At 74.1% G+C, this 7,131-nt stretch carries 8 protein-coding genes; 4 read left to right on the plus strand and 4 right to left on the minus strand.

What is annotated here, in order from left to right; translation table 11 throughout:
• Nucleotides 1–91: 91 nt before the first annotated feature.
• The 3 genes from purN (E4P40_RS25065) (at nucleotide 92) to E4P40_RS25075 (ending at nucleotide 2,981) form a co-directional block, all read left to right on the plus strand.
• On the plus strand, nucleotides 92–703 hold the full coding sequence (gene purN, locus E4P40_RS25065) for a phosphoribosylglycinamide formyltransferase (protein ID WP_135161055.1): 612 nt from the start codon (nucleotides 92–94) through the stop codon (nucleotides 701–703).
• Entirely contained in the window at nucleotides 700–2,250 is a 1,551-nt protein-coding gene (gene purH / locus E4P40_RS25070; protein WP_135161056.1) for a bifunctional phosphoribosylaminoimidazolecarboxamide formyltransferase/IMP cyclohydrolase, read from the plus strand. Before purN (E4P40_RS25065) ends, purH (E4P40_RS25070) begins: the two co-directional genes overlap by 4 nt.
• A gap of 62 nt (nucleotides 2,251–2,312) precedes the next feature.
• Complete coding sequence (locus E4P40_RS25075) at nucleotides 2,313–2,981, plus strand: pentapeptide repeat-containing protein (protein WP_245160569.1); 669 nt, start codon at nucleotides 2,313–2,315, stop codon at nucleotides 2,979–2,981.
• Here the strand turns inward: E4P40_RS25075 and E4P40_RS25080 are convergent, their stop codons facing one another.
• Nucleotides 2,982–3,527, minus strand: a complete 546-nt coding sequence (locus E4P40_RS25080) for a hypothetical protein (RefSeq protein WP_135161057.1) — start codon at nucleotides 3,525–3,527, stop codon at nucleotides 2,982–2,984.
• A 68-nt stretch (nucleotides 3,528–3,595) separates the two neighbouring features.
• Between E4P40_RS25080 and E4P40_RS25085 the strand changes: the two genes are divergently transcribed.
• A complete protein-coding gene (locus E4P40_RS25085) occupies nucleotides 3,596–4,150 on the plus strand; it encodes a hypothetical protein (protein ID WP_135161058.1) in 555 nt (184 codons plus the stop codon).
• Here the strand turns inward: E4P40_RS25085 and E4P40_RS25090 are convergent, their stop codons facing one another.
• The 3 genes from E4P40_RS25090 to purN (E4P40_RS25100) form a co-directional block, all read right to left on the minus strand.
• The gene (locus E4P40_RS25090; RefSeq protein WP_245160569.1) at nucleotides 4,151–4,819 is read right to left on the minus strand and encodes a pentapeptide repeat-containing protein; all 669 of its coding nucleotides are present in this window, start codon (nucleotides 4,817–4,819) and stop codon (nucleotides 4,151–4,153) included. It abuts the gene before it with no gap.
• 62 nt (nucleotides 4,820–4,881) lie between these two features.
• Complete coding sequence (gene purH / locus E4P40_RS25095; RefSeq protein WP_135161056.1) at nucleotides 4,882–6,432, minus strand: bifunctional phosphoribosylaminoimidazolecarboxamide formyltransferase/IMP cyclohydrolase; 1,551 nt, start codon at nucleotides 6,430–6,432, stop codon at nucleotides 4,882–4,884.
• Nucleotides 6,429–7,040 (minus strand): phosphoribosylglycinamide formyltransferase, encoded by a 612-nt coding sequence (gene purN, locus E4P40_RS25100; protein ID WP_135161055.1) that lies wholly within the window; start codon nucleotides 7,038–7,040, stop codon nucleotides 6,429–6,431. Before purN (E4P40_RS25100) ends, purH (E4P40_RS25095) begins: the two co-directional genes overlap by 4 nt.
• Nucleotides 7,041–7,131 lie beyond the last annotated feature (91 nt).

Genomic DNA, 7,131 nt, shown 5'->3' on the forward strand with positions numbered 1-7,131 from the left:
GATCTCCGCCGCCGTCGCCCGCTGGCGCGCGCTCGGCTGAACCCGACCCGGCCCGTCGGCGGCCGGAGCCGTCCCGGCTAGGGTCGCGGTCGTGTCCGCAGCCGTCCCCGACCCGCGGGCGCGGGTGGTCGTGCTGCTCTCGGGCGCCGGCTCGCTGTGCGCGGCGCTGCTGGACGCGACCGACGACCCGGCCTACCCCGCGACGGTCGCCGCCGTCGGCAGCGACCGCCCCGCCACGGGTCTGGAGCACGCCCGGCGACGGGGTCTGCCCACGTTCGTCTGCGAGGTGGGGGACCACGCCGACCGCTCCGCCTGGGACCGGGCCCTGGCCGCGGAGATCGGCGCGCACGCGCCGGACCTCGTGGTCTCGGCCGGCTTCATGAAGATCGTCGGCCCCGCCGTGCTCGGCGCGTTCGGCGGCCGGCTGATCAACACCCATCCCGCCCTGCTGCCGGCGTTCCCCGGCGCACACGCCGTCCGCGACGCGCTCGCCGCCGGCGTCCCGGTGACCGGGGCGAGCGTGCACGTCGTCGACGCAGGCGTCGACACCGGCCCCGTGCTCGCCCGGCGCGAGGTGGCCGTGCTGCCCGGGGACGACGAGGCGCGACTGCACGAACGGATCAAGGAAGCGGAGCGCGAGCTCCTGGTGGAGACGGTGGCGCACGTCGTCACCGCCGATGTAGCGAGGAAGAGCGACCGATGAGCGACCGCACCCCGATCCGCCGCGCCCTCCTGGGCGTCTACGACAAGACCGGTGTGGAGGAACTGGCCGCGGGCCTGGCCGCCGCGGGCGTCGAGCTGGTGAGCACCGGCGCGACCGCCCGGCGGATCGCGGAGGCGGGCATCCCGGTGACGCCCGTCGAGCAGGTCACCGGCTTCCCCGAGTGCCTCGACGGCCGCGTGAAGACGCTGCACCCCGCCGTCCACGCCGGGATCCTGGCCGACCGGCGCAAGCCCGACCACGTGCGGCAGCTGGAGGAGCTGGGCATCGCGCCGTTCGACCTGGTCGTGGTGAACCTGTACCCGTTCACCGAGACCGTCTCCTCGGGTGCGAGCCCCGACGAGTGCGTGGAGCAGATCGACATCGGGGGCCCGGCCATGGTGCGCGCCTCGGCCAAGAACCACCCGTCGGTCGCTGTCGTCGTGGACCCCGCCCGGTACGCCGACGTCCTCACCGCCGTGGCCGCGGGAGGCTTCACCCTCGCCGAGCGGCAGAAGCTGGCCGCGGCTGCGTTCCGGCACACCGCCACGTACGACATCGCGGTCGCCTCGTGGCTGGGCAACGTCGTCGCGCCGGACGACGACAGCGGCTTCCCCGCCTGGGTGGGCGCCACCTGGGACCGGGCCGACGTCCTCCGCTACGGCGAGAACCCGCACCAGCGTGCGGCGCTCTACCGCAGCTGGCAGCCCGGGCTCGCGCACGCCGAGCAGTTGCACGGCAAGGAGATGTCCTACAACAACTACGTCGACACCGACGCCGCCTGGCGGGCCGCGCACGACCACACCGACCCGTGCGTGGCGATCATCAAGCACGCCAACCCGTGCGGGATCGCCGTCGGCCCCGACATCGCCTCCGCCCACCGCAAGGCGCACGCGTGCGACCCCATCTCCGCCTTCGGCGGCGTGATCGCGGCCAACCGGGAGATCGACCTGATGATGGCCGAGCAGGTGTCGGAGGTGTTCACCGAGGTCGTCGTTGCGCCGTCCTTCACCGACGACGCGGTGCGCGTGCTGACCGGGAAGAAGAACGTCCGGCTGCTCCGCAACCCGCACATCCCCGCACCCGGCGCCGAGATGCGACCGATCAGCGGCGGCCTGCTGCTGCAGGTGAAGGACAGCCTGGACGCTCCCGGCGACGACCCGACCACGTGGACGCTGGCGGCCGGGGAGCCGCTCGACGCGGCGGGCCTGGACGACCTCGTGTTCGCCTGGCGCGCCGTGCGGGCGGTGAAGAGCAACGCCATCCTGCTCGCGCACGACCGCGCGACCGTCGGGGTGGGGATGGGCCAGGTCAACCGCGTGGACGCCGCCCGGCTGGCCGTCAGCCGGGCGGGGGAGCGGGCGGGCGGGTCGGTCGCGGCGTCCGACGCGTTCTTCCCGTTCGCCGACGGCCTGCAGGTCCTGCTCAAGGCGGGCGTGCGGGCCGTCGTCCAGCCGGGTGGTTCCGTCCGGGACGACGAGGTCGTGGCCGCGGCGGCCGCGGCCGGCGTCCCGCTGTACCTGACCGGCACCCGCCACTTCGCGCATTGATGAAGGACCCCCTCGCCCCCCGCCACTCGCAGGCTCGCAGCGGGCCCCTGCGAAGGGGCCACATGGCCCCCACCCCTCGCGAGCTCGGGGCGGGCCCCTCCATGGGGCCGAGAGCGCACGTCGCGCCGCCGGAGGACGGTACCGAGGTCGAGGGGGCGGACTTCGCCCGCGTCGACTGGTGGGGCGCGGAGCTGGAGGGCGTCACCTTCACCCGCTGCCGATTCGACGACGCCTCGCTCGAGGAGCTGGTCACCCGGCGCTGCGTGTTCGACGGCTGCGTGCTCACCGGCGTGCGGTTGGGAGGGTCGCGGCACACGGGGACGGCGTTCCTGTCCTGCCGGTTCGACCGCGCCCGGCTGATCGACGTCACCTGGGACGGCTGCAAGCTCACCGGCTCGCAGTTCCCGGGCGCCCAGTTGCGGCCGATGACGGCCATCGACTGCGACTGGAGCTACACCGCGCTCCGCGGCGCGGACCTCTCCGGGCTCGACCTGGCCGGGCAGCGCTTCCGCGAGGCGGACTTCACCGACGCCGACCTGCGGGAGTGCGACCTGACCGGCGCGAACCTCGACCGGGCCCGGCTGCAGTCGACGAAGCTGCGCGGGGCGGACCTGCGCGGCGCCTCGATGGACGAGGTCAACTGGCGCGCGTTCGAGCTCACCGGCGTGCGGATCGACCTCGTGCAGTCGGTGCAGTTCGCCCGAGCCCACGGCGCGCTCGTCGCCGACTGACTACGCGACCTTGGGCTTGGTGAGGATCGCCTTGATCGAGCCGAGCAGGCCGAGGACGGCGACGCCGATGCCGCACCAGAACCCGGAGCCGAAGAACCCGAGGTCCCAGTTGGCCTTGTCGTCGGCGAGCGGCACGAGGATGCCGGCGGTGACGACGAGGCTCACCAGCAGTCCCAGGACGCCGAAGAAGCGGTGCGAGCGCATCGGCAGCCACATCAGCAGGCCGAGCAGGAAAAGGACGCCGCCGCCGAGCACGATCGCCAGCGGCTGCCACAGCCCGTTGTCGAAGACGCTCCCGAGGTCGTCGAACGCCTCCCGCACGAAGCTCCAGCCCGAGGCGTCGTCGTCCGCGAGCCAGTCCAGCAGCAGGCTCACCCCCGCGGCGATCCCGGCGAGGATCAGGAGCAGGCCACCGAGGCTCTCCGGCCCGCGGAAGGCAACCGGGCGATCGGAGTACCGGGGTGCGGTGAAGTCCGTGGTGGCCGGCTCCCCGCCGCTGTACGCGCTGGCTCCGACGGGCTGGCCGGGCGGGTGCTGCTCGCTCATGCGTGCCTCCGGTTCGGCGGGGCCGGGTTGGACCGCTGTCCTGAGACTAGGACTGCCCGGCCGGTCGCGTGACCCCTCCGGCACACTGGGCACGTGCCCGCGACGATCCTCGACGGCAAGGCGACGGCGGCGGGGAGCCGGCCACCACGGACTTCACCGCACCCCGGTACTCCGATCGCCCGGTTGCCTTCCGCGGGCCGGAGAGCCTCGGTGGCCTGCTCCTGATCCTCGCCGGGATCGCCGCGGGGGTGAGCCTGCTGCTGGACTGGCTCGCGGACGACGACGCCTCGGGCTGGAGCTTCGTGCGGGAGGCGTTCGACGACCTCGGGAGCGTCTTCGACAACGGGCTGTGGCAGCCGCTGGCGATCGTGCTCGGCGGCGGCGTCCTTTTCCTGCTCGGCCTGCTGATGTGGCTGCCGATGCGCTCGCACCGCTTCTTCGGCGTCCTGGGACTGCTGGTGAGCCTCGTCGTCACCGCCGGCATCCTCGTGCCGCTCGCCGACGACAAGGCCAACTGGGACCTCGGGTTCTTCGGCTCCGGGTTCTGGTGCGGCATCGGCGTCGCCGTCCTCGGCCTGCTCGGCTCGATCAAGGCGATCCTCACCAAGCCCAAGGTCGCGTAGTCAGTCGGCGACGAGCGCGCCGTGGGCTCGGGCGAACTGCACCGACTGCACGAGGTCGATCCGCACGCCGGTGAGCTCGAACGCGCGCCAGTTGACCTCGTCCATCGAGGCGCCGCGCAGGTCCGCCCCGCGCAGCTTCGTCGACTGCAGCCGGGCCCGGTCGAGGTTCGCGCCGGTCAGGTCGCACTCCCGCAGGTCGGCGTCGGTGAAGTCCGCCTCGCGGAAGCGCTGCCCGGCCAGGTCGAGCCCGGAGAGGTCCGCGCCGCGGAGCGCGGTGTAGCTCCAGTCGCAGTCGATGGCCGTCATCGGCCGCAACTGGGCGCCCGGGAACTGCGAGCCGGTGAGCTTGCAGCCGTCCCAGGTGACGTCGATCAGCCGGGCGCGGTCGAACCGGCAGGACAGGAACGCCGTCCCCGTGTGCCGCGACCCTCCCAACCGCACGCCGGTGAGCACGCAGCCGTCGAACACGCAGCGCCGGGTGACCAGCTCCTCGAGCGAGGCGTCGTCGAATCGGCAGCGGGTGAAGGTGACGCCCTCCAGCTCCGCGCCCCACCAGTCGACGCGGGCGAAGTCCGCCCCCTCGACCTCGGTACCGTCCTCCGGCGGCGCGACGTGCGCTCTCGGCCCCATGGAGGGGCCCGCCCCGAGCTCGCGAGGGGTGGGGGCCATGTGGCCCCTTCGCAGGGGCCCGCTGCGAGCCTGCGAGTGGCGGGGGGCGAGGGGGTCCTTCATCAATGCGCGAAGTGGCGGGTGCCGGTCAGGTACAGCGGGACGCCGGCCGCGGCCGCCGCGGCCACGACCTCGTCGTCCCGGACGGAACCACCCGGCTGGACGACGGCCCGCACGCCCGCCTTGAGCAGGACCTGCAGGCCGTCGGCGAACGGGAAGAACGCGTCGGACGCCGCGACCGACCCGCCCGCCCGCTCCCCCGCCCGGCTGACGGCCAGCCGGGCGGCGTCCACGCGGTTGACCTGGCCCATCCCCACCCCGACGGTCGCGCGGTCGTGCGCGAGCAGGATGGCGTTGCTCTTCACCGCCCGCACGGCGCGCCAGGCGAACACGAGGTCGTCCAGGCCCGCCGCGTCGAGCGGCTCCCCGGCCGCCAGCGTCCACGTGGTCGGGTCGTCGCCGGGAGCGTCCAGGCTGTCCTTCACCTGCAGCAGCAGGCCGCCGCTGATCGGTCGCATCTCGGCGCCGGGTGCGGGGATGTGCGGGTTGCGGAGCAGCCGGACGTTCTTCTTCCCGGTCAGCACGCGCACCGCGTCGTCGGTGAAGGACGGCGCAACGACGACCTCGGTGAACACCTCCGACACCTGCTCGGCCATCATCAGGTCGATCTCCCGGTTGGCCGCGATCACGCCGCCGAAGGCGGAGATGGGGTCGCACGCGTGCGCCTTGCGGTGGGCGGAGGCGATGTCGGGGCCGACGGCGATCCCGCACGGGTTGGCGTGCTTGATGATCGCCACGCACGGGTCGGTGTGGTCGTGCGCGGCCCGCCAGGCGGCGTCGGTGTCGACGTAGTTGTTGTAGGACATCTCCTTGCCGTGCAACTGCTCGGCGTGCGCGAGCCCGGGCTGCCAGCTGCGGTAGAGCGCCGCACGCTGGTGCGGGTTCTCGCCGTAGCGGAGGACGTCGGCCCGGTCCCAGGTGGCGCCCACCCAGGCGGGGAAGCCGCTGTCGTCGTCCGGCGCGACGACGTTGCCCAGCCACGAGGCGACCGCGATGTCGTACGTGGCGGTGTGCCGGAACGCAGCCGCGGCCAGCTTCTGCCGCTCGGCGAGGGTGAAGCCTCCCGCGGCCACGGCGGTGAGGACGTCGGCGTACCGGGCGGGGTCCACGACGACAGCGACCGACGGGTGGTTCTTGGCCGAGGCGCGCACCATGGCCGGGCCCCCGATGTCGATCTGCTCCACGCACTCGTCGGGGCTCGCACCCGAGGAGACGGTCTCGGTGAACGGGTACAGGTTCACCACGACCAGGTCGAACGGCGCGATGCCCAGCTCCTCCAGCTGCCGCACGTGGTCGGGCTTGCGCCGGTCGGCCAGGATCCCGGCGTGGACGGCGGGGTGCAGCGTCTTCACGCGGCCGTCGAGGCACTCGGGGAAGCCGGTGACCTGCTCGACGGGCGTCACCGGGATGCCCGCCTCCGCGATCCGCCGGGCGGTCGCGCCGGTGCTCACCAGCTCGACGCCCGCGGCGGCCAGGCCCGCGGCCAGTTCCTCCACACCGGTCTTGTCGTAGACGCCCAGGAGGGCGCGGCGGATCGGGGTGCGGTCGCTCATCGGTCGCTCTTCCTCGCTACATCGGCGGTGACGACGTGCGCCACCGTCTCCACCAGGAGCTCGCGCTCCGCTTCCTTGATCCGTTCGTGCAGTCGCGCCTCGTCGTCCCCGGGCAGCACGGCCACCTCGCGCCGGGCGAGCACGGGGCCGGTGTCGACGCCTGCGTCGACGACGTGCACGCTCGCCCCGGTCACCGGGACGCCGGCGGCGAGCGCGTCGCGGACGGCGTGTGCGCCGGGGAACGCCGGCAGCAGGGCGGGATGGGTGTTGATCAGCCGGCCGCCGAACGCGCCGAGCACGGCGGGGCCGACGATCTTCATGAAGCCGGCCGAGACCACGAGGTCCGGCGCGTGCGCGCCGATCTCCGCGGCCAGGGCCCGGTCCCAGGCGGAGCGGTCGGCGTGGTCCCCCACCTCGCAGACGAACGTGGGCAGACCCCGTCGCCGGGCGTGCTCCAGACCCGTGGCGGGGCGGTCGCTGCCGACGGCGGCGACCGTCGCGGGGTAGGCCGGGTCGTCGGTCGCGTCCAGCAGCGCCGCGCACAGCGAGCCGGCGCCCGAGAGCAGCACGACCACCCGCGCCCGCGGGTCGGGGACGGCTGCGGACACGACCGCGACCCTAGCCGGGACGGCTCCGGCCGCCGACGGGCCGGGTCGGGTTCAGCCGAGCGCGCGCCAGCGGGCGACGGCGGCGGAGATC

Source organism: Blastococcus sp. CT_GayMR20, from assembly GCF_004570345.1.

Excerpts from the sequence above, each read along its gene's own strand:
- purH (WP_135161056.1), top strand. The coding sequence starts at position 700 with ATGAGCGACCGCACCCCGATCCGCCGCGCCCTCCTGGGCGTCTACGAC.
- E4P40_RS25075 (WP_245160569.1), top strand. The coding sequence starts at position 2,313 with ATGGCCCCCACCCCTCGCGAGCTCGGGGCGGGCCCCTCCATGGGGCCG.
- E4P40_RS25080 (WP_135161057.1), bottom strand. The coding sequence starts at position 3,527 with ATGAGCGAGCAGCACCCGCCCGGCCAGCCCGTCGGAGCCAGCGCGTAC.
- E4P40_RS25090 (WP_245160569.1), bottom strand. The coding sequence starts at position 4,819 with ATGGCCCCCACCCCTCGCGAGCTCGGGGCGGGCCCCTCCATGGGGCCG.
- purH (WP_135161056.1), bottom strand. The coding sequence starts at position 6,432 with ATGAGCGACCGCACCCCGATCCGCCGCGCCCTCCTGGGCGTCTACGAC.